1 protein-coding gene is annotated in these 526 nt (G+C 40.9%); it reads right to left on the bottom strand.

The genetic code is table 11. From position 1 onward, the window contains the following. The coding region (locus tag ACFQY0_RS21390) for a preprotein translocase subunit SecA (protein WP_465262165.1) at positions 1-526 on the bottom strand (526 nt) is incomplete at both ends.

Below are 526 nucleotides of genomic sequence, written 5' to 3'. Positions count from 1 at the left end.
CGTTCTTTTCCATCGTATAATTCGCACGGAGTGCTTGGTTAATGTGGTGCAGGGTGCCCACATGTTTTACGTCAAACAAGTTTTCTAGCTTATACCATTTCTCCGCTTTCGTCATACCCTCTTCAGTTAAGAGTATTGTATTTTTACGTACGTCGTACGTGTACTCTTCATCTCTTTTTAAAGTGCTAACGAAAAGTTGTGCTTGAACGTAAGCGTCTGTTCTCTCATCAGCAGAACCCGAAATGATTAGTGGCGTACGTGCTTCGTCGATTAAAATAGAGTCCACCTCATCCACCACACAGTAGTTTAGCGTGCGGAGTACGCGGTCTTTTTTATACGTCACCATATTGTCACGTAGATAATCGAACCCGAGTTCGTTGTTTGTTGAATATGTGATATCACATTCAAATGCTTCACGTTTTTCCTCAGCATTTTTCGAGTTTAAGTTAAGGCCAACTGAAAGTCCTAAGAAGTTATATAGGATAGACATTTCTTCACTCTGTATGCTTGAGAGGTATTCGTTCAC

Origin of the sequence: Haloferula chungangensis (assembly GCF_042664875.1) — a bacterium.
Taxonomy (GTDB): Bacteria; Verrucomicrobiota; Verrucomicrobiia; order Verrucomicrobiales; family Akkermansiaceae; genus Haloferula; species Haloferula chungangensis.
The sequence above is the reverse complement of the archived record's forward strand: the minus strand, read 5'-3'. Positions and strand labels throughout refer to the sequence as shown.